General features: G+C 40.3%; 20 protein-coding genes and 1 tRNA gene. 14 read left to right on the forward strand and 7 right to left on the reverse strand.

The window, feature by feature from the left end; genetic code table 11:
- The 3 genes from psbA (ACE1AT_RS04235) to ACE1AT_RS04245 all read right to left on the reverse strand — a co-directional run.
- Positions 1-982: photosystem II q(b) protein (gene psbA, locus ACE1AT_RS04235; RefSeq protein ID WP_374866055.1), on the reverse strand; the 982-nt coding region annotated here is incomplete at its 3' end.
- A gap of 207 nt (positions 983-1,189) precedes the next feature.
- Positions 1,190-2,689 (reverse strand): MBOAT family O-acyltransferase, encoded by a 1,500-nt coding sequence (locus ACE1AT_RS04240; RefSeq protein ID WP_374866056.1) that lies wholly within the window; start codon positions 2,687-2,689, stop codon positions 1,190-1,192.
- A gap of 162 nt (positions 2,690-2,851) precedes the next feature.
- Positions 2,852-5,815, reverse strand: coding sequence for a DUF1574 domain-containing protein (locus tag ACE1AT_RS04245; RefSeq protein ID WP_374866057.1), 2,964 nt, complete (start codon positions 5,813-5,815; stop codon positions 2,852-2,854).
- 477 nt (positions 5,816-6,292) lie between these two features.
- On the opposite strand from ACE1AT_RS04245, the gene ACE1AT_RS04250 reads away from it, so the two are divergent.
- The 3 genes from ACE1AT_RS04250 to ACE1AT_RS04260 all read left to right on the forward strand — a co-directional run bounded on the left by ACE1AT_RS04250 (position 6,293) and on the right by ACE1AT_RS04260 (position 10,265).
- On the forward strand, positions 6,293-6,523 hold the full coding sequence (locus ACE1AT_RS04250) for a hypothetical protein (RefSeq protein WP_374866058.1): 231 nt from the start codon (positions 6,293-6,295) through the stop codon (positions 6,521-6,523).
- A gap of 109 nt (positions 6,524-6,632) precedes the next feature.
- Positions 6,633-9,689 carry a phosphoenolpyruvate carboxylase gene (gene ppc, locus ACE1AT_RS04255; protein ID WP_374866059.1) on the forward strand — a complete coding sequence of 1,019 codons (3,057 nt, stop codon included), beginning with the start codon at positions 6,633-6,635 and terminating at the stop codon, positions 9,687-9,689.
- Positions 9,690-10,013: 324 nt separating this feature from the next.
- Positions 10,014-10,265 carry a hypothetical protein gene (locus ACE1AT_RS04260; protein ID WP_374866060.1) on the forward strand — a complete coding sequence of 84 codons (252 nt, stop codon included), beginning with the start codon at positions 10,014-10,016 and terminating at the stop codon, positions 10,263-10,265.
- 101 nt (positions 10,266-10,366) lie between these two features.
- Here ACE1AT_RS04260 and ACE1AT_RS04265 read toward each other — a convergent pair whose 3' ends face one another.
- Positions 10,367-10,750, reverse strand: coding sequence for a hypothetical protein (locus ACE1AT_RS04265; protein ID WP_374866061.1), 384 nt, complete (start codon positions 10,748-10,750; stop codon positions 10,367-10,369).
- A gap of 326 nt (positions 10,751-11,076) precedes the next feature.
- Here ACE1AT_RS04265 and ACE1AT_RS04270 point away from each other — a divergent pair, with 326 nt between their 5' ends.
- The 9 genes from ACE1AT_RS04270 (at position 11,077) to ACE1AT_RS04310 (ending at position 19,752) form a co-directional block, all read left to right on the forward strand.
- Positions 11,077-11,382, forward strand: a complete 306-nt coding sequence (locus ACE1AT_RS04270) for a DUF4090 family protein (protein ID WP_374866062.1) — start codon at positions 11,077-11,079, stop codon at positions 11,380-11,382.
- A gap of 72 nt (positions 11,383-11,454) precedes the next feature.
- Positions 11,455-11,527, forward strand: a tRNA-Arg gene (locus ACE1AT_RS04275).
- Positions 11,528-11,596: 69 nt separating this feature from the next.
- Positions 11,597-12,247: a group I intron-associated PD-(D/E)XK endonuclease gene (locus tag ACE1AT_RS04280; protein ID WP_374866063.1), complete on the forward strand. Its 651-nt coding sequence runs from the start codon at positions 11,597-11,599 to the stop codon at positions 12,245-12,247.
- A 101-nt stretch (positions 12,248-12,348) separates the two neighbouring features.
- A complete protein-coding gene (locus tag ACE1AT_RS04285) occupies positions 12,349-13,215 on the forward strand; it encodes a thermonuclease family protein (protein WP_374866064.1) in 867 nt (288 codons plus the stop codon).
- 285 nt (positions 13,216-13,500) lie between these two features.
- Positions 13,501-14,160, forward strand: a complete 660-nt coding sequence (locus tag ACE1AT_RS04290) for a chorismate lyase (protein ID WP_374866065.1) — start codon at positions 13,501-13,503, stop codon at positions 14,158-14,160.
- A 797-nt stretch (positions 14,161-14,957) separates the two neighbouring features.
- Positions 14,958-16,685: a DUF3352 domain-containing protein gene (locus tag ACE1AT_RS04295; protein ID WP_374866066.1), complete on the forward strand. Its 1,728-nt coding sequence runs from the start codon at positions 14,958-14,960 to the stop codon at positions 16,683-16,685.
- Positions 16,686-16,907: 222 nt separating this feature from the next.
- Positions 16,908-17,975 carry a c-type cytochrome biogenesis protein CcsB gene (gene ccsB, locus ACE1AT_RS04300; RefSeq protein ID WP_374866067.1) on the forward strand — a complete coding sequence of 356 codons (1,068 nt, stop codon included), beginning with the start codon at positions 16,908-16,910 and terminating at the stop codon, positions 17,973-17,975.
- A gap of 97 nt (positions 17,976-18,072) precedes the next feature.
- On the forward strand, positions 18,073-19,323 hold the full coding sequence (locus ACE1AT_RS04305; RefSeq protein ID WP_374866068.1) for a competence/damage-inducible protein A: 1,251 nt from the start codon (positions 18,073-18,075) through the stop codon (positions 19,321-19,323).
- Positions 19,324-19,566: 243 nt separating this feature from the next.
- Positions 19,567-19,752, forward strand: a complete 186-nt coding sequence (locus ACE1AT_RS04310; protein WP_374866069.1) for a DUF4278 domain-containing protein — start codon at positions 19,567-19,569, stop codon at positions 19,750-19,752.
- A gap of 103 nt (positions 19,753-19,855) precedes the next feature.
- Here the strand turns inward: ACE1AT_RS04310 and proB are convergent, their stop codons facing one another.
- Together proB and ACE1AT_RS04320 are read right to left on the reverse strand one after the other, a co-directional pair.
- The gene (gene proB / locus ACE1AT_RS04315) at positions 19,856-20,965 is read right to left on the reverse strand and encodes a glutamate 5-kinase (RefSeq protein ID WP_374866070.1); all 1,110 of its coding nucleotides are present in this window, start codon (positions 20,963-20,965) and stop codon (positions 19,856-19,858) included.
- 38 nt (positions 20,966-21,003) lie between these two features.
- The gene (locus ACE1AT_RS04320; protein WP_374866071.1) at positions 21,004-21,681 is read right to left on the reverse strand and encodes a TetR family transcriptional regulator; all 678 of its coding nucleotides are present in this window, start codon (positions 21,679-21,681) and stop codon (positions 21,004-21,006) included.
- Between the two features lie 175 nt (positions 21,682-21,856).
- On the opposite strand from ACE1AT_RS04320, the gene ACE1AT_RS04325 reads away from it, so the two are divergent.
- Together ACE1AT_RS04325 and psbA (ACE1AT_RS04330) are read left to right on the forward strand one after the other, a co-directional pair.
- Positions 21,857-22,840, forward strand: a complete 984-nt coding sequence (locus ACE1AT_RS04325; protein WP_374866128.1) for a Rieske 2Fe-2S domain-containing protein — start codon at positions 21,857-21,859, stop codon at positions 22,838-22,840.
- Between the two features lie 874 nt (positions 22,841-23,714).
- Positions 23,715-24,797: a photosystem II q(b) protein gene (psbA, locus tag ACE1AT_RS04330; protein ID WP_374866072.1), complete on the forward strand. Its 1,083-nt coding sequence runs from the start codon at positions 23,715-23,717 to the stop codon at positions 24,795-24,797.
- A 193-nt stretch (positions 24,798-24,990) separates the two neighbouring features.
- Here psbA (ACE1AT_RS04330) and ACE1AT_RS04335 read toward each other — a convergent pair whose 3' ends face one another.
- Positions 24,991-25,881 (reverse strand): hypothetical protein, encoded by an 891-nt coding sequence (locus ACE1AT_RS04335; protein ID WP_374866073.1) that lies wholly within the window; start codon positions 25,879-25,881, stop codon positions 24,991-24,993.
- Positions 25,882-25,892: the final 11 nt, after the last annotated feature.

Consider the following 25,892-nt stretch of genomic DNA (forward strand, 5'->3'; position numbering starts at 1 on the left):
TACCCAAGTTAGCGCGGTTGATGATGTCTGCCCAAGTGTTGATCACGCGACCTTGTGAGTCAATTACTGATTGGTTGAAGTTGAAACCATTCAGGTTGAACGCCATGGTGCTGATTCCCAGTGCGGTGAACCAGATACCGACTACAGGCCAAGCAGCTAAGAAGAAGTGCAAGCTGCGAGAGTTGTTGAAGGAAGCGTATTGGAAGATCAAACGACCGAAGTAACCGTGGGCTGCAACGATATTGTAGGTTTCTTCTTCTTGACCGAATTTGTAACCGTAGTTCTGAGATTCGGTTTCGGTTGTTTCACGAACCAAGGAAGATGTAACTAGAGAACCGTGCATTGCACTGAACAAGCTGCCACCGAATACACCTGCTACACCGAGTTGGTGGAAGGGGTGCATGAGGATGTTATGCTCTGCTTGGAACACGATCATGAAGTTGAATGTTCCAGAGATACCTAAAGGCATACCATCAGAGAAGGAACCTTGACCCAAGGGGTAGATCAAGAATACTGCTGTAGCAGATGCCAAAGGAGCAGAGTAAGCTACGCAGATCCAAGGACGCATACCCAAGCGATAGGACAATTCCCATTGACGGCCCATGTAGCAGAAGCAGCCAATCAGGAAGTGGAAAATTACCAATTGGTAAGGACCACCGTTGTACAACCACTCATCTAAGGAAGCTGCTTCCCAGATGGGGTAGAAGTGCAAACCGATCGCGTTGGAAGAAGGAACAACTGCACCAGAGATGATGTTGTTGCCGTAAATTAAGGAACCTGCAACAGGTTCACGGATACCATCGATGTCTACGGGAGGTGCAGCGATGAAAGCGATGATAAAGCAGGTGGTTGCAGCCAACAGAGTTGGGATCATCAACACACCAAACCAACCTACATAAAGGCGGTTTTCAGTGCTTGTTACCCACTCACAGAAACGCTCCCACGCGTTGCCGCTTGTGCGTCTTTGTAATGTTGTAGTCATTTGCTCTTATAAGTGCGATGAATGAATTCTTGAAAGAATGTATTCAGACAAACATTTAATGTTGTCTGTATTAATAAACTTTACACAAAAATTTATTTATTACAAGCGTTTATCCACTCATTTTTTATTAATTTTTATGTCTTTACACTGCTTAATATTTAGTTTATTAAATTCATATATTTATGTTAAGTATTCAAGCGAACATGATTAAAAATCAAAGTAAATATATGGCAAACTTCCTTCTGGAGCGAATATCCAGACAGCGTAGAAACAGGGAAGCACGAACAAGAGTTTAACAGGCCAATTGAACTGTAACTTTAATTGATGATTGAAGAAATAAGCTACTGTCATACAAGTAGCAATCACGCTCAAAATTATTGCTAATTGATACTGACTAATATTGAGAGCTTCTACATAGACTTTTTGAGCAAATTGGGTGTCAGCAGGATAACCCCAAAGGTGTTTAAAGACAAGAGAAGAATCTTGGAGGTTTGGTAAGCGAAACCAAATCCAAGAAGTAAAAACCATAAATTGTGTGAATAACCAAGCTATCAGCTTACCCAAAGGATTGTGCCAAAAATGTTCCAAAGTCTCAAAGCGATCGCTAAGGGTATCAGTTAGTCTGTGTATAACTAAAGCTAAACCGTGAAACGCACCCCAAATTACAAAGCCTAATGCTGCACCATGCCAAATACCCGCAATTAACATTACAATCATTAAATTTAAGCAAGTGCGATTTAAACTCCGACGAGAACCACCTAAAGGAAAATAAATGTAATTACGTAACCAATCTCCCAGTGTGATGTGCCAGCGCCGCCAAAAATCAGCAATACTAGTGCTGAAGTAGGGAAAATCAAAATTTTCTGGTAGAACCAAACCAAATAGTAAAGCAGTGCCACGGGCAATATCTACATAACCACTAAAATCTAAATACAACTGAAAACCGTAGGCCAATATTGCTAACCATAAATCATTGCTACCAGCTCGTTGCAAATTACCGAAACATAAATCTACATAAATTCCCAAGTGATCAGCCAGAATAGCTTTTTTGAATGTTCCTTGAGCAATTAACCAAACACCTTCTGCCAGAATATTGCTGCTAGGAAAGTGTAATTGATGAAATTGATGAGCGAGGTGATGAAAGCGAGTAATAGGGCCAGAAATTAATTTTGCAAAGAATAATTTGTATGATGCAAATTGAATAAATTCTTTAGTAGCAGGTGCTCCCCGGTAAACATCAACTAAATAGGATATACACTCAAATGTAAAAAATGAAATTCCTAAAGGTGCAATTAATTTAAAAGATTCAAATCCTGAACTTGTGGCAGGATGATAAATAACTTTATATAAAGGTGGGATATATTTAAAACCAAAAAGTAATAAAACATTTATAGTTACACCCAGTATTAATAGTTTTAAACGCTGACTATTCCAATCAGCTTGAGACAACTGTAATTCTTCATTAAACTCTTGTAGATTGTCAGAATTGGCATTAAATGAATTATATGGATCTAGCGCTATTCCTATACGGAAATTACAATAAGTTAGTGCTAGTAAAAGCGGGATGTATTGAATCTGCAAAGAAGCATAAAAAGCAATACTAGCAATCAATAGCACCCAAATTCTTAATTTTTTTTGTGCTAGTGACCAATAAATCAAAAGCACACTTAGTAAAAATATTCCGTATAAAAGTGATATAAAGTTCATTGATACAGTCAATAGTCAATTGTCAAGGATAGCTTGTGCTGGTAGGTTCTACCCGTTGTAGCACCTGATATTCAAATGTCAATACTTAATTTTTATTTTTACTCTCTAAATTACCTCTAAGACTGTTAATCAAGAATTACTACTCAGTACTAACCAAATAACCTATTTTGTCGGCCAAGGAATCATGGGATCGATCGCAAGTTTTCTGGAAACTTTTGCTGCACCATAAAGATTCAGATGGCTAGGGTCAGAAAAATTTTCATTAGCTTCTGGCCAGATTAAACTCAAATCGCGATAAATTAAATTGGAATTTTCAGCTAAATGTAACATGTATTGCTGAAATTCTTGTTCATAATTTTTGCGTACTGAATCAAGATATTCTGCACTCAAGGGCATATTAACAAACACTATTGTAATTTTTTTCGATGCACAAAATTTCAATACTTCTTGTATTGCGGTGTCTTGCTCTCCCACTAATTGAAAAGATTTGTAGTCATTGTCATAGCTACCAGTAACTTTGGGGTGCTTTTGATAGTATGTAGCTGGGTCAAAACGGATAGGTACTGATAAAAATCCATCAAAATCAACAGCTAGCTCAAAAGCATCTTGTTCTGGATATGCTGATTTTTTTGGTTGAATTGTGGAATTATTTTTCAATAAGGGTAAAGACTTCAGAGCTTTATTCAATAAACTCTTGAGTTGATCACGCTGGTGATAGGTAGTAGAAATATTTGCTAGAGCTTGATTTAACCATTCATCTAATGCTTGATAGTTATTGTCTGTATTAGTTGCGGTTTTCAAGCTTTGCTCCGGTTTTATAGATCCGGGAGTAGTTGGTGAATTGTTTGAATCTTCGTTTGCTGAGGCTTTTTGCGATACTTGTTGATAACCAGGGGATGCTGCGATCGCGTTAAAGGTGATATCTTCTCTACCGTTGTTAAAAGCACGCGCACCATCAGCCCAAATGATCAATTTTGGCAGTTCTGATGCTTTTAGCACCCGACGCAGGAGAAAATCTACAACTTGCGCTGTCGCTCCATTAATCCCAAAATTAAACACATCAATATTTGAGTAACCCTGATTTGCCAAATTTTTAGAAAGCGTTGTAGGGTCTATTCCCCTTAAAGCACGAGAGGAACCAATAATTAATACATCTGGTGGTTGACCACTTTTAGCAAGACGCTGTTTGTAGAGTGCTAGTTGTTCATCTAATTGGCGAACGTTGAAACTTGGCATTTGCGATCGCGCTGCCAATAAAATAGCAGTTGCAGTTGCTTTTCCCCTAGTAATAGATTCATTTTCTTGCTGGGTGAATCCAGAAGCGTTAAATACTTCATTTCCAGAAGTAGACGATGTATTAGTAAAAAAGACTCTTCTTTGCAACTTCTGAGTTTCATCTTCAGCAGAAGATAACTTTGGTGGAGTATTAGTAATTTTTGGTGTTTCGAGAACTAAACGAGAAGTGATGTAACCTAAAATCCAATCTGATTGGAGAGTCAGCAAAAATCCCAGCAAACCCCAAACTAAAGCTACTCGCCAGCCGTTATCTTCTGCTTGTTGCTCTTGCGATTGTTCTTTTTCAGCAAATAGCTGTGTTGCTAAAAGCCATCTTTTGATTCTTGCACCCCAGTCCTGAGACACTTCTGCAAAAAGACTCTGTATATCTTGGCTGGTTAAATCGGGACGTAGCACAGGCTCGTTGGCCTCAGTTGTTAAAAGCTCACCAACATAAGCAGCAGTAGCGGCAAATTCTGGAGTAGCTTCTGGTACTAAGCGTTGGCGATTTGTAAAATCGACGCCGTAGTTCCAGAAAGGTTCCTTGTTACCAGCACGACGACCATAAATTCGTACACCTGCAATTTCTACTATTTTTAACTGCTTAACAAAATCAGTAACCTTATTTGCTACTCGTTTACGTGATGGACACACAAGTGCTTCGCACATGATGTGTAGTAAATCGCCTTTTCGTAACAAGAGGACACGAGTTCCACCTGTTTTGAGGCGAATATCTAAGTCAGGGTTGAGCAAACGCTCAAGTAAAAAAATAATAGCAGGTTCGTCGCCAGCTGAAGCTAATTCTAACGCTGATACTGCTAAATCTGGGTGTTCTGTTGCAGGTAAAGATTGCCAATCAATCCAAGCAGGTTCGTGATCAGTTGTTTTATGTCCGTAAACTGTAACGGCGAGAATTCCTTGGGGCGCAAGGGCTTGCAGTTGAGGGAGAATTGCACTTAAGCACTGGGCTTTATCTGGAATTTGGTTAGTTGCCTTGGGGTTAGCGGGACTACAAAATAGATGTAGTGTCGATTCTTTGAGAGTTGCTGTGATTTTGATTGTCAGATCACAGAGCTTTGCATTTAAAATCCAGGCGATCGCCTGGACATCTCCCCAACGCCCCCATTCTTTTAACATAATTTCTGGAGGCGTCAAATCTACTCGCAACATCCAGTCAAAGTCTGTTTCACCTTCAACTTGTGTGGCGATCACAGCATCTTGATAACCGGATAGTTTGAGACTACGTAACTTCTGGGCTACAGGTTCCGCAATTAATGAAGGATCGGGAGTATAGCTAGACTGACAATAAATCAGTAATCGATTTTGATTGATCGGATTTTCGAGAGTAACTTGTTGCTTTTTAGCTTTGACTTCTACCCCGATTCCAAAGCTACTGAGAGTTTCGCTCAAATAGCGAGCGATCGCTTCTGGGTTGCCTTGACGTGCCAAACTTTCATTAGAAAGAATGAGCGCCCCACCTCCACCTGTGCGATGGGATTTTTCCGCATCTGTAATTAAGGCTTGTTCTACCTCTTGTAGATGTCGATCCAACTGGTTTAAGAAAACCTGATGACACCACTGCGGTTGGTTTTCTCCCTTCTTCCGACCGTAGACGAAAACTTGGTATATTGAGGGTTGGTCGTTTTTGGTCAGAGCATCCAAGTCTGTATGCTGGAGTGCGTGCAGCAAATCCAAAAGAGTACGCCAACGTTGAGGACACTCTGGACTTTCACAAAGAATGTGTAGGTCATTTCCCCGCAACCGGACTTTCACACCTAAAGAACTGATTCCTGTTGCTTGGCTTACCCACTGTATTAAGGACTTTTGACTAACTGGTAACACTATTTTCATGGGGTCAGAGATTGAGGGAAAGGGAATCGGGGAACGGGGATTGGGAATCGGGGATCGGGGAACGGGAATCGGGAAGGTGGGGCCCCCTCTGGGGATAAGGGGTAACGGGGATCGGGGAATGGGGAATGGGGAATGGGGAATGGGGAATGGGGAATGTGGGGCCCCCTCTGGGGATAAGGGGTAACGGGGATCGGGGAAGAAACTTGTTAGCTAATTCCCCCTTGTCTCCCTTGTCCTCCTTGTCTCCCTTATCCCCCTTTCCTTGTCCCCGATCCCCGATCCCTGACCCCCTATCCCCCATCCCCTAATCACTTGTAAACTAGAAGCATAGAATTATCCACCAAAAAGTTTTAACACTTTTGTTAACTTGATGAATTTGCAAAATGGCTAAGGATTAATGATTTAAGATCATCAACTCAGAGCTTTGTTTAATTTTGCTACCTGATATTGATTTCCTCCAGAGCAAGAGAATTACCTATGCAAGCTACTAATTCACAATCTTCAGCCAATTCAGGACTTAATTTGGGTTTATTCACCATTCCCCAATCTTTGCTTTTGCAAATGGGTACAGTATCAGTCATGATGTTGCTATTAGCAGAGAAAGCCACCTCAGAAACATTACAAGCTCTTGGGGAAGCAAGTGAAGAATTATTTCGTGGCGATCGCCTTCCCATCCTTGACTTTCCAGAACAAAATCTAGAAAATTAGCGTCAAATATTATACTAGTTTTTCTCAAAATTATTGTGGCAAATTCCATGACGGTCAAGAGCAAAACCTGAAATCATAAAAAGTAATTGGCTTTACTCGAACACAACATATGAGTTCTCTTTTATACTTTTTCGCCCAGGAAGTGAATATCTACCCCGCCTCCGATTTATTTTTGCGCCATCGGTTACAAATAGTAGAAGAATTGTGGGAGTCCGTACTCCGGCAAGAATGCGGGCAAAAAATGGTAGATCTTTTGCGTCAATTACGTGATTTGTGTTCACCAGAAGGACAAGCAACTCTTGACCAAGCCTCCTCTGTATTTAAATTAATTGAGCAGTTAAATATCAACGAAGCTATCCGGGCGACTCGTGCCTTTGCGTTGTACTTCCAGCTGATCAATATCATAGAGCAGGACTACGAACAACGGCAGCAAATGACTCGCTATGAAGCGGGAAGTGAACCAGGAACTCAGGAAATAGCAAACACAATTCCCTCTGCTAATTCTGAAGCTTCAGACAATTGTCTCAACAATGGAGTGGGGACAGAATTGTTAAGCAAGAGTTGGCAGGCTAATCCAAATAGGAAAAGTAAAGACACTTTCGCCACTCTATTTCCCCAGTTATACCAGCTAAACGTACCACCACAACAAATTCAACGCATAATTGCCCAATTAGATGTGCAATTAGTGTTCACTGCTCACCCCACGGAAATTGTTCGTCATACCATCCGCGATAAACAGCGACGAGTAGTAAATTTGCTGCAACAACTTGATCTTGCAGAAAAACGTGTGGGAAACCCTGATTATGCTTGGGAAGTCGCAGAACTACGGGAACAGTTAATCCAAGAAATTCGCCTCTGGTGGCGCACTGATGAATTACACCAGTTTAAACCTTCTGTACTTGATGAAGTCGATTATGCGCTGCACTACTTCCAAGAAGTCTTATTTGATGCGATTCCCCAACTTTACAAACGCTTCAAATATACTTTGGCTAATACTTTTCCCTGGCTAGAACCACCAAGTAAGAACTTTTGCAAGTTTGGTTCTTGGGTAGGTGCAGATAGAGATGGGAACCCGTCAGTCACTCCAGAAATCACCTGGCAGACTGCTTGTTATCAGCGCACAATCGTTTTGGAAAGATATATTCAGTCAGTAAAACGATTAATTAATTTATTGAGTGTGTCGCTGCACTGGAGTGATGTATTGCCAGATTTACTGGAATCATTAGAAATAGACCAGTCCCAGTTAAGTGAAGTTTACGACGAATTAGCACTGCGTTATCGCCAAGAACCGTATCGGTTGAAAATGTCCTATGTGCTGAAGCGACTGGAAAATACACGCGATCGCAACTTAGCTTTATACACCAAAGAAATACCCAAAACCGAAGTTCTTATTTATCGTTCTGGAGAAGAATTTTTAGCTGAATTACGTCTGATTGAACGTAACTTAGCAGAAACAGGACTCAACTGTCAGGAACTAGAAAATCTGATTTGCCAAGTAGAAATTTTTGGTTTTAATCTGACTTGTTTGGATATCCGACAAGAATCAACCCGTCATTCGGATGCTTTAAATGATATTCTAGAATACTTTGGGATGTTAAAGTGTTCTTACAACGAACTCACAGAGGAAGAGAAAGTAACTTGGTTAGTCGGAGAATTGCAAACTCGCCGTCCATTGGTTCCCGCAGAACTACCATTTTCACCAAAAACCAACGATATTATAGAAACTCTGCGGGTAGTGCGATCGCTGCAACGTGAGTTTGGTAATAACATCTGCAAAACCTACATCATTAGTATGTGTCGCCAAGTCAGCGACGTCCTAGAAGTCTTGCTATTCGCGAAAGAAGCAGGACTTTACGATCCTGGAACAGCAGTAGGTACGATTCAAGTAGTTCCTCTATTTGAAACTGTAGAAGACTTGCAACGCTCCCGTAGTGTCATGCAACAACTATTTGAACTACCTTTATATCGCGCTTTATTAGCCGGAGGTTACGCCGAAATTCAAAGGGATAGGGGACAGGGGATAGGGGATAGGGAAAATGTCTCTCCCTCTCCTCTGACTCCCAACCTCCAAGAAGTCATGCTGGGGTATTCTGACAGCAACAAAGACTCTGGCTTTTTAAGTAGCAACTGGGAGATTCATAAAGCTCAAAAATCACTACAGCAAATAGCTGAAAATCATGGCGTGAATTTGCGGATATTCCACGGGCGCGGCGGTTCTGTCGGACGTGGAGGTGGCCCAGCTTACGAGGCGATTTTGGCACAGCCTGGTCATAGTATCAATGGACGCATCAAAATTACCGAACAAGGGGAAGTATTAGCTTCTAAGTATTCCTTGCGGGATTTAGCGCTGTACCATTTGGAAACAGTTACTACTGCTGTCATTCAAGCCAGCTTGTTGAAAACGGGGTTTGATGATATTGAACCTTGGAATGAAATTATGGAAGAATTAGCAGTGCGATCGCGCACTCACTATCGTTCGCTGATCTACGAACAACCAGATTTTATCGACTTCTTCCACCAAGTTACACCCATAGAAGAAATTAGTCTCCTCCAAATTAGTTCTCGTCCAGCCCGTCGTCCTTCTGGTAAAAAAGACTTAAGTAGTTTGCGGGCGATTCCTTGGGTATTTAGTTGGACACAAACGCGCTTCTTGCTCCCTTCATGGTACGGTGTCGGTACAGCTTTACAAGAATTTTTAAACGAAGAACCAGAAGAAAACTTGCAATTATTACGCTATTTCTATATGAAATGGCCCTTCTTCAAGATGGTGATTTCCAAAGCAGAAATGACTTTGGCAAAAGTAGACTTGCAAATGGCGCAGCGTTACGTCGAAGAGTTATCCAATCCAGAAGATAAGCCCCGTTTCGAGAAATTATTTGAACAAATAGCTAACGAATACTATCTCACACGGGAATTAGTACTAAAAATCACTGAACACCAACGACTTCTAGATGGTGATCCTGTCTTACAGCGATCAGTACAGTTACGCAATGGTACAATTGTACCATTAGGTTTTATTCAGGTTTCACTCCTCAAGCGCCTACGCCAGTCTAAGAATATAGCCACATCTGGAGTGATTCACTCACGATATAGTAAAGGCGAATTGCTACGCGGCGCACTGTTGACAATTAACGGTATTGCTGCTGGTATGAGAAATACGGGTTGATGTATCAGGAGTTTGTGAAACAATCTTGGGCGCTTGCGTTCTCCGATTCTCGATTAACTTTGAGTGCGATCGTGCGATCGCAGCTTTAGTCAAAACTTTGGTTCCTCAACAGCACCAAGACAAGCCAAAAAACTGAGAAATCTGCTGAATTATCAGTCTACTTCTAGTAGACTTGCACTATTAGCCCGCAGTTTACTTGCGGGCTTTTGGGCTTCAGGGTTTGCGCGTTTGCAAGCAACTTAATTGCTTAGTCTGATAATATTTATTGAAGTCACGTTATACTGTATGGGCGCAAAGTCCTGCGCTGCTACCAACAAATAAAGAATGGCTAAAAACCGAATTCTAATTTGTACCTTTTTTGCTTTATTGTCGGGCTTTTTAAGTGGTTATATTGGAGGGCAAATCAGCTTAAGTCTTCATAGCCAAAAATGTCAAAATCAAGCTTGGGGTTTCAAGCAGGCGTGTAGTGCTTGGATAACACCAGGAGCAATTTGGCAAGGTAGCACAACAGGATTATGGACTGGCACAATTTTAGGGGCGTTTGTTGGTGGTTTGGTGACACGCCCCCAGCGCTGATAAGTTGGGGATAGGGGATAGGGGATAGGGGATAGGGGATAGGGGATCAGGGAAATTAAAGAAAAAAATAGTTGCTCCCTTGTCTCCCTTGTCCCCTTCTCTCACCCTTCTGCTTCCTGTCTCCTGGTTTTTGGTTTTAAGTCAGTCCAAGCATTAATGCTAGTGTCAAAGCAGCGCCACGATCCTTCTTTGTTTTCTTGGTAGCAAAACAAGCAGCGATCGCTAGCATTGAAGTCATCTGTTAAATAATATACCATGCCTCGAAAAGGGTAGGTTTTGCGACTCAATCGCTTGGCTACGGCTTGATTAGGACATTCCACCATAAACACAGGTTGTCCATCAAGATGAGCCAAAGAGAAGATGCACATCCGCAAAATTGCTCTTAGCCAGCTTTCTGAGTTTTCAAAATAATCATCAATAATTTTATTGGTCAGAGCTTTTTCTAGGGTACGGTCTTTTTTTTGAGGAGTATGAGGTTCAGACATTGCACCACCTATGACCAAAACAATTGTGAATTTCGGTATTCGGAATTTAGAACTTAGAACTAACTTCCAAAATTCCGAATAGTCAATTTTAAATGAGATTGACTATACCTTTGGTTAGAGATTAAACCAAAAATTTTATATATACAAGCGTATACGAAAATATACGGCAATACCCTGGATATTATTATCTAGTTTTTGTTGATTCTTCTGCATCAAATCTGTTTGGGAACAGGCTTTTCCAAAAATCAGCAGTCTGGAAAAAGTAGCTACTACTGAGTGTCCTTATACTTGGTAAAATCCAAGTGTAACGATCAAGTGATATAGTCATGACTACCGGAAGCAACGAAGTTCAGCCAACAACTAAGGGTGCTGATGCTATTGATGAGGCGATCGCCCAAGGAATTGATTTTGACGGTACTCCCATTCCACCTGCCAAGCTGGAACTTTATCATCAAGTCATGGGATTAGAGGCAAATAGACAGCGTAGTGGCGTTAGTAATACTATGCGATCGCGCATAGTCAGGATTGGGGCTAAACATATCCCCCAAGATGAACTCGACCAAAAGCTAGTAGATGCTGACTTCGCACCTCTTAAGGAAAAAGAAATTGCCTTTTTTTACGGCGGCAAATAAAATTAGCTTGCATTATGATAACAAGACATATATAATAAACACGCTGGCTTTATCTAAAGCCTTTTTTTGTGTGGGCGCGTAGCTCAGTGGATAGAGCAATTGCCTTCTAAGCAATCGGCCGCAGGTTCGAGTCCTGCCGCGCTCGTTTTAACTAAATAGAAACCTTCAAACATAGTGAAGTGATATAATTACTGCCTCCGTTGAGGCTTCATTCTTGTTACATCACACTAAAAACAAAGGCGATGTTGCTGCGACAAAAGCAATAGCAGACTTAACCTTGAAAGGATATTTGATTCTCACACCTGTTGTTTGTGAGCATTCCCCTTTTGATTTTGTTGCCTACAAAGACAATAAGTTTTATAAAATACAAGCAAAATATGCAGGAGATAACAAAGTAGTACATAAAACTGTATGGGTGGACAAAAACGGCATCCATCGAAAAAAGTATAAAACAGATGACTTTGATTTTTATGCTGTTTATCTACCTGATATAGATAAAGTTGTTTATCCATCGATTAAATTTGGTGGCTGTTGTATAAATACTCAAATACCTAATTCAGCAACACCTTTTTACTGGTGGGAAGACTTTATAGGTTTTACAGAAGACGCACCGAAACGAAATTATAAAGAATTCGGAGTTGATTTAACAACTAGAAAAGTTAACCTAGACTCAAGAATTCACACCAGAAAAGTAGAAAGACCATCCAAAGAAGAACTGCAAAAATTAGTTTGGGAAAAACCAACAACACAAATAGCCAAAGACTTTGGTGTATCTGACAAAGCGGTGGAAAAATGGTGTAAAGTTTATGGAGTCGAAAAACCACCCAGAGGTTACTGGATTAAGAAAATTTACGAGAAAATATAAAAAATTATTAAATAATTTACCAAGCAGCAAACTCCAAGTTAGTGTAGCAAAATTGACTCTCAAACATACTTATAATTTCTAACCTAACAGGAGTTTCAAATATGCCAATGACCCTGATTAAGGGCAACTATAGAGTTGTGAAAGCTTCTCCTGACGGTGATTCTATCCGGTTTTATCCTAATAACCCCGAAAACTGGAAGAAATTACCTACGCGAATCCAAACTAACCATTCTGGCGGCGCACAGTTACGTCTGGATAGTATTGATGCTCTGGAAACACATTTTCAAACTAAGATAAGCAGTTTGGGTACTCAGCATCAACCACTAGAATATGCTCATGCTGCTGCGAGTGAGTTGTTAAAATTTTTAGGATTTAAAAATATTACCCGTAATTCCAGAGAAGTAGTTACTGAAGCACAACCAGAACAAGTTCCTGGTTTTATTCTCACCCGCTTTGCAGATGCTTATGGTAGAAGTGTAGCTTTTGCCTTTAAAGGAGAATCAGAAGCTGAGGACGGGACTAGTGTTTTCTTCGATAAATCTTTAGTGAAAAAAAGCGCTAATTATCATCTAATCTCAAAAGGGCTAGTTTACCCAACTTTTTATTCCAAATTATATCCAGATATTCGCAAACAATTAACTATTGCAGCAGAAAAATCTCGTCAAGAACAGAAAGGTTTGTGGCAAGTAGATCAAACTAATGCAGGTTTTGTTTTAGAAACATTAGAAACAATTACTGACAAAGTTGTAATTCTACCTAAATTGTATAGACGGTTGCTTAGTTATCTTGGCATTAATGATGGCAGTGTATCTTTAGCAGGTTTTTCCAACTACCTTAAATCTGTAGATGACAAACTGATTATTATTACCGAAGGTCATGTGACAGGATTTGATTATGTGGTTGAAGTTGATGGTCAAAATCTAAAGTTAAATTACCAGCCTGAAGATTTGGTATTTATTGAAAAATAATTACTCATCCTCAACTGCGTACACTGTAAACTCTTTGTGTCTTGGTGTCTTAGTGGTTCAAGAATTGAATTTTACCACCAAGGCATAAAGTCACCAAATATCTTCAAGGCAGTTCGTCATCAGTCAAATAACCATTAACTAATAACAAATGTAGAGACGTGTCATGGCACGTCTATCCAACAAATAATCATTAACCACTAACTAATCCTTTATTTCCCCTACATCCTCTTGGGCAATAAGGTTTTTTGTGCTTACATATAAACAGGTGAAGTTTTGTAAAGAACATTGACTGCTACTTTTACACCGACAAACAACTTAACATTGCCTACGGGGTGGCACCGTCTTACTCCAATATGGCAAGGTGCGGAGGAAATTATTCAACAAGGTTTGCCACATGCTCAACTAGCACCAGCTTGGCAATTGCTACTTTTAGGTGACGGCTCCCCAACTAGACACTTACAATTGCTCACAGGTGAGCCAACGGAAGTGGATGTCATTGACATGTCTTTGGTTGGTATGGATTTGGACAGCGCTCCTGACTTAATTAAAGCTGTACCAGGGCCACGACTGCGACGCCAAGTATGGCTACGTACTGCTTCTGGGCAAAGACTAGCCTATGCTACTTCATGGTGGGAAGCCTCTCATGTGGATGAATACTTACAAAATCGTTCATTACCTATTTGGGCAAGTTTAGCCCGTCTCCGCACAGAATTGTATCGAGATATCCAAGGAATATACTACGGTTACTCAGATGCATTACAGTCTGGCTTTAATGAGGAAGGGCCATTTTGGGGGCGTCATTACTTGTTTTGGCATCATGGACAGCCGTTAACTTTAATCTATGAAGTATTCTCGCCGTATTTAACAAAGTACTTGGGATCAACCCAGCTAGTGCTAAAAGATAAAGAGCAGGAGACAAAAGAATTGTTAGTTAATGAACGCTGACATTTTGGCAGATCAAATCGAATACTACCGTCAACGTGCCTCAGAATACGATGAGTGGTTTTTGCGTCAGGTTGTATTGTGAAGATTTTCCATGAACCACTTCAATTAGAGAAATCTTTGCAAAATTTAGGTTGGTCTGGTAGTGTAAAGCGCACTGCAAACTACTTTCTTTATAGTTTGGTTTATCCAGCAACAAATTCTCAATAAGTCGGCACAAATGTAGAGACGTGCCTTAGCGAAGCCATGCGCGACAGCGCTATTGGCACCTCTCTACTAGTTGGTGTCGTCATTTGTTATTTATCATTAGTTAAGTTATTAGTTATTATTTACTGGTAAGGGTTTGGTGCATGTTTACTTTTCGTAACATAGCTATATTTATTCTTATCAACTTAGTTGGAATAGCCAATATTACTGAGTTAGTACATGCTAATCATGTAACTTAAGAAACTTGCTTTTTACAAAAAATACTTAATTATTACTGATAATTACAGTTTTGAGAACCATCAAAGATAATATTTTATTAATTAATTAGAGCCTCAAAACTAGATAAGCTCTGCTTTCTAGAAATATAAATTTTTTATAATCAAACTTACTAACAAGTTTAGAAACCAAACCGAATTCCTATAGTTCATACAGCAATGGCAATTTGGGAAAAAAATGGTAACTTATTACCGAAGTATATTGCACTGTCTATTGTAATAAACAATGTAATTAACATTTTCAAAGATCAGGAAACCTTTTGGTTTACCTTGCCAACAAGCAAGTAGAGAGTTCCCTATAATGAGGTATTTGTTTCAATGGCGCTGCCCGTCGTATCTGTTTCGATGAAGAAAAAAAAACCATCTCTGGTACTCACACTCTCGTCTGCTGGGATATTAATTGGTGGAGGTGTTGCGGCGTATTGGTTGTTAACTCAGGGACAATCATGGTCTAGAAATTTACCAGTAGGTGCAAATATCATTCCCCAAGATGCACTGTTTACAGTTTCCCTGACTACCTCACGCACTCAATGGCAGAAACTAAGAGAGTTTGGGACAAAAGAAACTCAAACCGAACTAGATAAGAATTTAGTACAGTTGCGCGATCGCTTTCTGACTAATAATGGTTACGACTTTCAAAAAGATATTAGTCCTTGGGTTGGCGAACAAGTCACAATTGCAATTCTGAATCCAGAAACTACTAAATCTACATCTAAACCTGTAGCCAGCGATAGTAATACTAGCACTAATCAAAAGTCTACGGTGGTAGTGCTACCGATTAAAAATCCCGAACAGGCAAAGAAGATATTAGCACAACCAAGAAATCCAAAAGCAGATAAATGGATTAATCGTACCTATGAAGGAATTGCCATCAACGAAACTAACTTACCATCGGGAGAAAGCTTATCAGCAGCAGTAATAGATCAGCGCTTCTTGGTGATCACTGATAATCCTAAAAATACAGAACGTGCGATTCAAGCATATAAAAATAAAACCTCCCTTGCTACCACTGCGGGATTTACGGATAATTTTCCGAAAATTGCTACTTCTCAAGCTTTTGCCCAGTTCTATGTAAATATACCTTCATCGGCGAAAATAGCTGCTGCATCTGGTAATCGTCATTTACCTGCTCAAGTTTTAGCACAGTTACAAAATAACCAAGGTTTAGCTGGAAGCATTTCTTTAGAGTCACAAGGTATACGCATTAAAGGCATTTCCTGGCTTAATCCCAATAGTCAACGCACACTCAGGGTAGAAAATAAAGCCGGAAAGATGCCAAGCCTCGTACCACCCGAAACATTGATGATGCTTTCTGGCGGTAACTTACGGCAATTGTGGACAGACTACGTTTCCACATCACAAGGAAATCCTCTCTCACCTATTGCGCCAGAACAGCTCAAAGCAGGTGTAAAATCTTTGACAAATCTTGATTTTGAGCAAGATTTATTGAGTTGGATGGGTGATGAATTTTCAGTTTCAGTCATTCCCAACCGTCCCAAAGACACTTTATCAGATAATTTCCGTGCCTCTTTAGTATTCATGGTGCAAGCAAGCGATCGCACCCACGCGGAAACATCTCTGACAAAACTTGATGAAGTCATGAAAACTCAATACCAATTCCAGATTCAACAGACAACAATAGCAGGTAAACCCGTTGTCAACTGGATTGGACCTCTGGGAACCTTAACTGCTAGCCACGGTTGGTTAGACGGAGATGTTGCTTTCCTAGCACTTGGCGCTCCTATTAGCGATAAGATTATTCCCAAACTTAACAATACTTTAGCTAACGCTACATTATTTCAACAAACAGTACCTTCAGAACCCAATCCTACCAATGGTCAGTTTTTCTTAGATGTAGAACGGGCAGCTCAAAACTTTCCCCTACCGACTTTACTACCAAATCAAAAAATATTCTTAAATGCAACACGCTCAATCGGGATCACATCTGCGATTGATGATAGTCGTAGTAATCGCTACGACATTTTTCTCGCACTCAAAAAAGCTGAAAATTTAGGTTCTTCATCTAGTCAAGAGAGTGGGAAATAGGGAGCGGGAATCGGCGATCAGGGATTGGGGACAAGGAGGACAAGGAGGATAAGGAGGACAAGGAGGATAAGGGAGCAGGGAGAATAAATAACCAATCCCCTTTCCCCTTTCCCCTTTCCCCAATCCCCAATGACAAATGACTAACCACTAATTACGCCGAAACAGCTAGGATCAATACTGTGAGAATCCATACCTCTAAGAATCGACAGGGGAAAACACTTTATGAATTTGCTTCAACTCCAAAGTTGGCTAGATAATACTTCCTTTGCTGTCCTGTTTGCCACAATGCTGATTTATTGGAGTGGGGCGGCTTTTCCCAACTTGCCGTACTTACCAGCATTAGGAACAGCAGGAATGGCGATCGCGAATTTGTGTATTGCCACAATGTTAGGGGCGCGATGGCTAGAGGCTGGTTATTTTCCTCTCAGCAATTTGTATGAATCTTTGTTTTTCCTGGCTTGGGGAATCACTACTATCCATCTGATTGCAGAAAACAGCAGTCGCAGCCGTTTGGTGGGAGTTGTTACCGCCCCAGTAGTTATGGGTATTACTGCTTTTGCCACCCTCACACTACCATCCGAAATGCAAGTAGCAGAACCTTTAGTACCTGCATTGAAATCAAATTGGCTGATGATGCACGTTAGCGTCATGATGTTGAGTTACTCTGCTTTAATGGTTGGTTCACTTTTGGCGATCGCTTTTCTTGTTGTCACTCGTGGCCAAGATATCCAACTCCAAGGTAGTTCTGTCGGTACAGGTGGCTACCGCAGCAAGGACTACCGCTTACAAAAAGCAGGTGAATTAGTTTCTCAATCACAAGCAATTATTGCAGAGAATAATGGTAATGGTGTTGTCCGTTATGACTCTACCAACAATGGTAAGACTGCCGTATTAGATACCGTATTAGCACCGACAATCCAAAATCCAAAATCCGATATTCAAAATTCTCAACCTCTTTCTCCCCAACGCCTTAGCCTTGCTGAAACTCTAGATAATATTAGCTATCGGATCATTGGACTCGGATTTCCTCTGCTCACAATTGGTATTATTGCTGGTGCAGTTTGGGCGAATGAAGCCTGGGGTTCTTACTGGAGTTGGGACCCGAAAGAAACTTGGGCGCTAATTACCTGGTTAGTCTTTGCAGCATACCTCCACGCCCGCATCACTCGTGGTTGGCAAGGACGTCGCCCAGCTATTCTAGCTGCTAGTGGTTTTGTGGTTGTCTGGATTTGCTATTTGGGTGTGAATTTGTTAGGTAAGGGTTTACACTCCTACGGCTGGTTCTTTTAGGAATCTGTTTCCTCACCCCTTTTTGCTGACAAATAGGGGTAGCCAGACTCTTCATGCCTTTAACAGTCTATTCTCTTGAGCCTAACTGCTGATTTTTATGAGTGCAGAAATTATTTGTGTTGGTACTGAAATGCTGTTAGGAAATATCCTTAACAGCAATGCTCAATATTTAGCAATTCAATTAGCAAAATTAGGGATTCCTCACTACTATCAAACAGTCGTCGGGGATAATCCTCAAAGGCTCAAGGATGTTATTCAAATAGCTGGTCAAAGAGCAAAGATATTAATTTTTACAGGCGGTCTTGGCCCTACACCAGATGATTTAACCTGTGAGACTATTGCTGATTTTTTTGGCGCTCCCTTGGTCGAACAGTCGGAGATTATCGAAGATATTACTCGCAAATATGCTCAACGCGGTCGGCAAATGTCACCCAGCAATCGTAAGCAAGCTTTGATACCCAAAGGTGCAGAAATTTTACCTAATTCTACGGGTACAGCACCGGGTATTATCTGGCAACCTCAACCGGGATTAACGATTTTTACTTTCCCTGGCGTACCGAGTGAAATGCAGCAGATGTGGGAAGAAACCGCAGTACCCTATTTGCGAAACCTTGGTTGGGGTCAGGAAATTATTTACAGTCGAATGTTGAAGTTTTGGGGAATTCCTGAATCTGCTTTAGCTGAAAAAGTTGCTGTTTATCTCAATTTGACCAATCCCACTGTAGCACCCTACGCTAGCAAAGGAGAAGTCAAGCTAAGGGTTTCAGCAAAAGCTACTTCTGAAGCTGAAGCACGGGAATTGATTGCACCTATACAGAAGCAACTTCAAGATATTGCAGGGCTGGATTATTATGGTGCTGATGATGACACGCTGGCTTCTGTGGTTGGTGAGTTATTGCGTAGTTGGGGAGAAACCCTCTCAGTGGCAGAATCCTGCACCGGCGGCGGATTAGGGCAGATGTTGACAGAAATTTCGGGAAGTTCTGATTATTTCTGGGGTGGGGTAATTTCTTATGATAACTCTATTAAAGTTAATCTTCTGGGTGTCAATACCGCAGATTTAGAAAAATTTGGAGCAGTCAGTGGTACTGTTGCAGAACAAATGGCCTTGGGAGTGCGATCGCGTCTGGGAACTAGTTGGGGACTAAGTATTACTGGTATTGCTGGCCCGACCGGTGGAACTGAGACTAAGCCAGTTGGTTTAGTCTATATCGGTTTGGCAAAACCAAACGGCGAAGTGGAAAGCTTTGAATATCGTTGGGGTGCAAGACGGAGTCGATCTTTAGTTCGTCATCTCAGCGCTTGTAGTGCTTTAGATCAACTACGAAGGAAGTTGCTAACAAGGTAAAATCATGCAGCACCGAACTTGGCTAGCACCCAAATTGATGGAACTCAACAATGGATAATTTTGCAATTATTACGTTCTCAGGGCTTTTAGCTTAATCCTGTAAAAATAAATACTCACACTTGATGTTTAATATCATTCTCCATTAATTTACATAAATTAACAAACTTTTTTCGTAAAAGCCTCAGAAGAGCTTGATTAGTTATATAGCAACCAATAAAAATTCACTAACTTAAAGAGGCTAAAATGCATCTATCTTATCGTGGCGTTCGTTATCAACATCAGGCTACTCAAGTATCTACTTTAGATAATACAAAAAAAGGTTCTTACCGAGGAGCGCCTTACAGCATCAATCAAGTTAAAAATACTACGAATCAAAAATGTTTGCAACTTAAATATCGTGGTATTGATTATAAAAGTTGTCTCGCTTAATGAGAGATTTTCTCATAATTACATTTTTCAAGCTAGACTGTCATGTGATAAATCACACAACGAGGGTCTAAAATACCTCTTTCCTGTTCCCTGTTCCCCATTTTCAAGCTAGAACTAAATTATCCCGATGGACTACAGTTTCTGCACCTTCATATCCTAAAATTCCTGGAATTTCGCTGGAATGACGTCCACAAATTTTTTGTAGGTCGGCTTTGCTATAATTTACTAATCCTCTGGCGATTTCGTTACCTTTAGAATCGCACAACAGCACAGCGTCCTGTGTATCAAATTCCCCTGCTAAGGCTGTGATACCAGCAGCTAACAAAGATTTCCCAGCTTGAGAAATTGCGACTACTGCTCCTTCGTCTAAATACAATTTTCCACTAGGAACTAAACCGTAGGCGATCCAGCGTTTACGAGCCGATGTTGGTTCTAGATGGGGTTCAAAATGAGTTCCAATCGGTTCACCTTGTAGTATTTTTTCTATATTTTGACAACGTTTACCTTCGGTAATTACGGTACGGACGCCAGCAGCAGTAGCAATTCGGGCTGCGGAAATCTTCGTTACCATACCACCTGTACCCCATTGGGAACCTTGATTTCCTGTTTGCACCTGTAATTCTTCTAATTCTTTTATACTGCTAACTAGGGCGATCGGTTGGGCATCAGGTACAGAACGAGGATCGGCAGAGTAAAGTCTATCTACATCAGTAAGCAAAAATAACCAATCTGCATGTACTAAGCTAGCAACTAAAGCAGAAAGAGTATCATTGTCACCAAATTTTAATTCCTCCACTGCTACCGTGTCATTTTCGTTCACCACAGGAATTACACCTAATTCCAGTAATTCTTTAAAGGTGTTGTAGACGTTTAGATAGCGACTGCGCTGCACCAAGTCACTACGAGTTAACAATACTTGAGCTATTGGCTGTTGCAGGGTGGTAAATAAATCATCATAGATACGCATTAACCGTCCTTGTCCAACTGCTGCTACCGCTTGTTTGAGGGCGATCGCTTTTGGTCTTTCTGTTAAACCCAAGCGCGCACAACCCACTCCCACAGCACCAGAGGAAACCAAAATCACCCGATTTCCCTGTCGCCGCAAATCCGACAGAGTTTCGGCTAAAGTTGCAATGGTAGAAATTGCTAACTGTCCAGTTTCTGGCTGCGTGAGACTAGAAGTACCGATTTTGACAACGATGGTTTTGGTCATTTGTCATTTGTCATTTGTCATTTATCATTTATCATTTATCATTTGTCATTGGTATTTATTTTCTCCCTTCCCTTATCCCCCTTGTCCCCAACTCCCACTCCTGCCAAAATCAAATTAATTGCTTCTTGAGTATATTTTTCAATCATTTCTGAACTCAGCCTATCAACATCTGGGGTGAGATGTTTAATATTCTCATGAGCATTAAAGTAAAAAGTACAGATACCAGCAATTTGTAAACATACTAGAAATGAATCTAGTTGGCGAAAATTCCCCTCCGCCATACCTCGTTCTAAGACTTTGATGATATGGGCAAAGGTTTTTTGCCAATTACCTAATTTAAAATATTTGCCTTGATTTTGATTGGCTTCTTGAAACCAAAGCATTCCCCGAAAAGGATGAGCAGCTTCGTAAGCGATCGCCACTCTGATGAAACTCTTCAGTGCTTCTGGGGGTGATAGTTTTTCAACATCGAGTTGCTCAAGCATATCATGCATTTCCGTTGCCGGACGTTGCAAGACTGTTTTATACAACCCTTCTTTGTTCTCAAAATAATAGTGGATCATCGCTGTAGTTACGCCTGCACCTTTAGCGATCGCCTCTATCCGCGCCCCACTCAACCCGTGTTTAGCAAATTCTGCTTCTGCTGCATCCAAAATTTGCTTTTTTGTCGCCTCCGGATCTCTAACTTGGCGACTAGTGTTAGACAAGCGTCTCATCTTAGCTGAACGAACCACTACTGTCAAAATTCTCCACAAACATGTTTTTATAGCCTATCCTGATACATTGAAATTGTTAATTAATGAAAAAATTAATTAACACTTGACAATATAGGCAATACTAAATCATACTAATTAAAAAATTAATTAATAAAAGGGCAATAACATGAAATCCATGCTGGCTGGCGCTCCCTGGTTACTGGCACATAAATCCATGTTGGAAGTTAATAAACCCAAAAAATTCTCTATCTACGGCTCAGACTATGTGTTATGGAAAGATACGACGGGTAAAATTAACGCCTTACCAAACGCTTGTCCTCATATGGGAGCAATGTTATCAGAAGGTTGGTGTGAACAAAAAAACGATAATACCAGCGTAGTAGTATGTCCGTTTCACGCCTTAGAATTTGATGGTGAAGGTTGTACTATTTTGCCAGGTTCACAGAAGAAAACAATACCACAATTGCAACCGTTAGAGTTAATTATTCAAGGGGATTTTATTTGGTCTTATGGTGGGCAAGAACCAAAAGTCAAAATCCCTGAAATTTTAAATAAAATTGCTGCTGAGTATGACTTTATCGGTTACACAGCAGACACCAGCGTAGAGACGGATTTGCTTCCTATGCTGTTAAATATGCATGATTATAACCATCAAAACGGTACTCATCGCCCACTATTTCGGATCACAGAAGTCAATTTCAGAAATTTTATTGACAATGGGCATGAATCTCACGCTTTTTATGATATGCCAACAGCACCTACAACTGTAGCTGAAAAAATCAAAAAGCCCGATTTGTTTTTAATAGCAAAAGAAATCAAAGCGCATTTAGAAAATCACTTTCCGTCTTTAGTCATTTTTCATGGAGAAACTGCGATTGGTAAAGTTGCTCAATGTCATTTGTTTGTACCAGAATCGGAAACGCGGACACGCACCTATGTATTAATGTTTGGTAAACCCAAACATCCAGTATTTAAAATATTCAGTCAGAGTATTCTTAACTTTGCCAAAGTAGTTGTAGAACAAGATACAGATATTTTGCTGAAGATTTATCCAAAGACACCTCAAAAAATTAAGCTCAATAACGAAGTTGGTATGGATTGGGTACGGCGAAATTTTGAGAATTGGCCTGAAATTTCAGAACCAAATTTCTCTAAGTAAGTCGGCGTCAAAAATTGAATGTTTGTAGTAAGCACTTTAGTGCAGAAGTTCTTACTAAGGGCTAATTTGCAAAGTTCGGTTGATTCGCGCCGACTGACTTAGTGATCACAAAGATTTAAGCACGCTTGGTGCTTATACCAATTCTGTATGAAGATGCGCCTAATTATATAAGGAACGAGCCACATAGACGCGCAAGCGGTGAGCCAGTGCGGTGGACGGGTGCTTACCCTTCGGGAACCCTTTCAGGGAACAGAAGCCGCTTACGCGTCTACCCCGGCATAAAGCACCTGGCGAACCCGTAGGGCTTCCGGCTAGGGTAGGGCGCAAAGGACACAAAGAAAGAAGAAGTCAATAAAATTTGGCGCAGCCTCATAAAGAAATGGTATTACTACAAACTTATCAAAATTAATGAAACAGACTTATAGAGGGAAAAGGAAAAAGTATATCTGAAAATTTCAGGTATTTTTGGATGCGATCGCTCTATTTTGAGCCAGTTTTAATTTTTTTCAACCGTTAAAATTTACTTAATTGTTTAGATATTTTTATCGTTGAAGAGAGAATTGCTCATATTTAAGCTAAAAAAAATTAAGCTAAAAACAAAAGTTTTGATAGAGGAAAAACAGTTATAAAAGTTAACAATATTTGATTGATAAAAATCAAAAACTAATGTACAACGTGATCGTAAGACCAGGGAATTTTTCTCTTTTGATATAGCAGTCTCACTAAGTAGAGATTGTGAGTCTTAATTGATGGTGTGAGGGAATAACGACGATTTGCATTTAACAATAATACACTGTTTTGTCGTCTCAAAATTACTGAATTACTAGTAATTTCTGATTAATCTGTCTACATTCATTTTTGAAAGAAACTAGTCATGACCACAACTTTAACAAAAGGCGAAAGCGGTAGTCTGTGGGATAGATTCTGTCAATGGATTACTAGCACTGAGAACAGGCTTTACGTCGGCTGGTTTGGCGTATTGATGATTCCAACGCTATTAACCGCAACCATCTGTTTTATTATTGCCTTCATTGCTGCACCACCTGTTGATATTGACGGTATTCGTGAACCTGTTTCTGGTTCTTTGTTATATGGCAACAACATTATCACTGGTGCTGTTGTACCCACATCCAATGCCATTGGATTGCACTTTTACCCAATTTGGGAAGCATCTTCTATGGATGAATGGCTCTACAATGGTGGGCCATACGAACTAATAGTTTTCCATTTCCTCATCGGTATCTTCTGTTGGATGGGACGACAATGGGAACTTAGCTATCGCTTGGGTATGCGTCCTTGGATTTGCGTTGCTTATTCTGCTCCTGTAGCTGCTGCTACCTCGGTCTTTTTAATTTATCCAATTGGACAAGGTAGTTTCTCTGACGGAATGCCTTTAGGCATCAGTGGTACATTTAACTTCATGCTTGTGTTCCAAGCGGAACATAATATCCTCATGCACCCCTTCCATCAACTTGGTGTAGCTGGGGTGTTTGGTGGTTCATTGTTCTGTGCCATGCATGGTTCTTTGGTGACTTCCTCCTTAGTACGGGAAACCACTGAGAGTGAATCTCTGAACTATGGATACAAGTTTGGTCAAGAACAGGAAACCTATAGTATCGTTGCTGCTCATGGTTACTTTGGCAGGTTAATCTGGCAATATGCTAGTTTCAACAACTCTCGTTCCTTGCATTTCTTTTTGGGTGCTTGGCCTGTAGTTTGTATCTGGCTTACGGCCTTGGGTATCAGCACAATGGCGTTTAATTTGAATGGGTTCAACTTTAACCAATCAATTCTTGATTCCCAGGGTCGTACTGTTAATACCTGGGCTGATGTACTCAATCGTGCCAACCTGGGTATAGAAGTGATGCACGAGCGTAATGCTCACAACTTCCCATTAGATTTGGCAAGTGATGAAGCTGTACCTGTAGCAATGAATGCTCCTGCAATAAATGGATAGTTAGCTTTTGGTGAATAAAAAAGCGCTCTCTAGATGAGGGCGCTTTTTTACAGTTATCTTGTAGCTACTAACTGATAAATTGGTGATGAACAACAGATTTTAGACATCTGACGCACCCTACTAATATGCCAATTGCATAAGTCTTGTTACACTTATTTAAGTTATCAATTTTAACATTTAGGTGTAGTTTTCATCAAACACCAATAGGTACACTCACAAAATAATCCACAGTTCCTAACCAAGGCAATCCCGGCATCTGGTATGGTTGAAAATACAGACTTTCTAAACCTCCATATTTAACTATGTGAGTCAAGAAATGTAGAGAACCTGTCAGCAAATCGCTGCCATTTGGTTCTGAGGTATTTTCCCACTCTAATTTTGGTTGCAATCTGACTAAGTTTGTCACAGATTTAAATAAATTATTTGCCGGAGTATATAATCTGATAAAAGTAGATATAGAGCGACGGATCTCAGCTTCGATTAGCTCTGGATTTTTAATTTTATTATCTTCAATAATTCCGCCAAATCGTTTATTGAGAAATGCTTTTATATGTTCTGAATATTTAATGGCATCATACTGATAGATCGCTTTGGAAATCTGAGCTTGACGGTCAGAGTTCAGCATTAATCCAACTAAATAAGCGGCAATATTTGCAGTATAATCTGAGTCGCTAGCTAAATTTTTTAGTACTTCCTTAAGATTAATTTTTGTAGTTTGGTCAGATTTAGATCGATAAAAAATGATCGCCGAACCGATGTCTCCAGCCCATGAAGTATGATCGCCCGTCCAACTAGTTAAATCAGATTTACTCATTCCTAAAGAATTTATTTGGTCTGAAAGTGAGGCAATAAAATGAGCAAAATCAAGATTTTCACCACTCAACACTAATTCTTGATTTAGCTTTCCCTTCAATTCTCCCTCAATATATTTTTGATTGTATCCTGTTGCTAAACTCCATAGCTTCGTTGTGTATTCTGGTTTAGTGTACCCACGCAAATGATTGGCTATTTCATAACTAGATTTACCAAAGTTTTCACCTTCGATTTTTTCAATGAAATTTAACACTTCTTGTAATTTAGACATAAATTGAGAAA

It is taken from the genome of Pelatocladus sp. BLCC-F211 (assembly GCF_041928655.1).
Taxonomy (GTDB): domain Bacteria; phylum Cyanobacteriota; class Cyanobacteriia; order Cyanobacteriales; family Nostocaceae; genus Pelatocladus.

What these genes read in the sequence shown, in the direction of transcription:
- ACE1AT_RS04245 (WP_374866057.1), bottom strand. Translation starts at nt 5,815, where the DNA reads ATGAAAATAGTGTTACCAGTTAGTCAAAAGTCCTTAATACAGTGGGTA.
- ACE1AT_RS04305 (WP_374866068.1), top strand. Translation starts at nt 18,073, where the DNA reads ATGAGTGCAGAAATTATTTGTGTTGGTACTGAAATGCTGTTAGGAAAT.
- ACE1AT_RS04265 (WP_374866061.1), bottom strand. Translation starts at nt 10,750, where the DNA reads ATGTCTGAACCTCATACTCCTCAAAAAAAAGACCGTACCCTAGAAAAA.
- ACE1AT_RS04270 (WP_374866062.1), top strand. Translation starts at nt 11,077, where the DNA reads ATGACTACCGGAAGCAACGAAGTTCAGCCAACAACTAAGGGTGCTGAT.
- ACE1AT_RS04260 (WP_374866060.1), top strand. Translation starts at nt 10,014, where the DNA reads ATGGCTAAAAACCGAATTCTAATTTGTACCTTTTTTGCTTTATTGTCG.
- ACE1AT_RS04285 (WP_374866064.1), top strand. Translation starts at nt 12,349, where the DNA reads ATGCCAATGACCCTGATTAAGGGCAACTATAGAGTTGTGAAAGCTTCT.
- ACE1AT_RS04295 (WP_374866066.1), top strand. Translation starts at nt 14,958, where the DNA reads ATGGCGCTGCCCGTCGTATCTGTTTCGATGAAGAAAAAAAAACCATCT.
- ACE1AT_RS04325 (WP_374866128.1), top strand. Translation starts at nt 21,857, where the DNA reads ATGCTGGCTGGCGCTCCCTGGTTACTGGCACATAAATCCATGTTGGAA.
- psbA (WP_374866072.1), top strand. Translation starts at nt 23,715, where the DNA reads ATGACCACAACTTTAACAAAAGGCGAAAGCGGTAGTCTGTGGGATAGA.
- ccsB (WP_374866067.1), top strand. Translation starts at nt 16,908, where the DNA reads ATGAATTTGCTTCAACTCCAAAGTTGGCTAGATAATACTTCCTTTGCT.
- proB (WP_374866070.1), bottom strand. Translation starts at nt 20,965, where the DNA reads ATGACCAAAACCATCGTTGTCAAAATCGGTACTTCTAGTCTCACGCAG.
- ACE1AT_RS04335 (WP_374866073.1), bottom strand. Translation starts at nt 25,881, where the DNA reads ATGTCTAAATTACAAGAAGTGTTAAATTTCATTGAAAAAATCGAAGGT.
- ppc (WP_374866059.1), top strand. Translation starts at nt 6,633, where the DNA reads ATGAGTTCTCTTTTATACTTTTTCGCCCAGGAAGTGAATATCTACCCC.
- ACE1AT_RS04320 (WP_374866071.1), bottom strand. Translation starts at nt 21,681, where the DNA reads ATGAGACGCTTGTCTAACACTAGTCGCCAAGTTAGAGATCCGGAGGCG.
- ACE1AT_RS04250 (WP_374866058.1), top strand. Translation starts at nt 6,293, where the DNA reads ATGCAAGCTACTAATTCACAATCTTCAGCCAATTCAGGACTTAATTTG.
- ACE1AT_RS04310 (WP_374866069.1), top strand. Translation starts at nt 19,567, where the DNA reads ATGCATCTATCTTATCGTGGCGTTCGTTATCAACATCAGGCTACTCAA.
- ACE1AT_RS04240 (WP_374866056.1), bottom strand. Translation starts at nt 2,689, where the DNA reads ATGAACTTTATATCACTTTTATACGGAATATTTTTACTAAGTGTGCTT.